This is a genomic window from Protofrankia sp. Cj3 (genome assembly GCF_917627355.1).
Classification (GTDB): Bacteria; Actinomycetota; Actinomycetes; order Frankiales; family Frankiaceae; genus Protofrankia.
In genome coordinates this window covers 1-768 of record NZ_CAKJTR010000109.1, presented here as the reverse complement: position 1 = coordinate 768, position 768 = coordinate 1, and the positions used below count along the sequence as shown (strand labels likewise).

Below are 768 nucleotides of genomic sequence, written 5' to 3'. Positions count from 1 at the left end.
AGATCGGCAGGAATCCGCGCCACAAACGGCTTCGCCACCACCCGCTGCTCATAACTCGGCCACATCAGCTCCGTCCGCGGCAGACACGGCCGCGTACCCTCCACCACCACCGGCTCACACCCCATCAACCGCACATGACGCAACGCACCATTCTCCCGAGAATCACCCATTACCAACCGCGCCCGCTCCCCCAACACCAGCCCCGTCCGGCCCAACGCCAACAACAAATGCCACGGCACCCGATCCCACTGCACCCCCCGCACCATCGAATAATCACGCACAAACCGCTTGATCTCATACACCTGATGCGTAGTCCACCCCAGCCCCGCAAACCCCCCAAGAAGATCCACACCATGAGCGGACTCCGCCGGAAACCAACTCCGCCACCCCGCATCCAACGGCAGCCCCACCACATCCCGCGAACCCACCAGCGCAAGATACCCAGCAATACGGCCCGCACCCGTCAACGTCACTATATGAATCGTCTCCGCCCCCGCCCGAACAACCTCCTCACAATACAAACCCCGCCGATACGCCACTCCCGGATCCATCCACCCCATCCGCAGAAACTGCGCCAACCGAAAACCCATAATCCCCCGCACATACCGCTCCGGGAGCTGACTCTCCCGCACCACCACCGTCACCAGACCATCACCATCATCTCGATGATATAAAGGCGCCCCCACCACCGCATCCAACAGCCGGCTATAACTCAACCGCTCATGAAGCCGCATAATATCCTCCGCGAACCGCCACGCAGCCCGCCCC

At 62.2% G+C, this 768-nt stretch carries 1 protein-coding gene; it reads right to left on the bottom strand.

All coding sequences use genetic code 11. The features are described 5' to 3' along the window. A partial coding sequence (locus tag MJ783_RS15150; protein ID WP_239311085.1) for a hypothetical protein occupies positions 1-734 on the bottom strand: 734 nt, incomplete at its 3' end. Positions 735-768 lie beyond the last annotated feature (34 nt).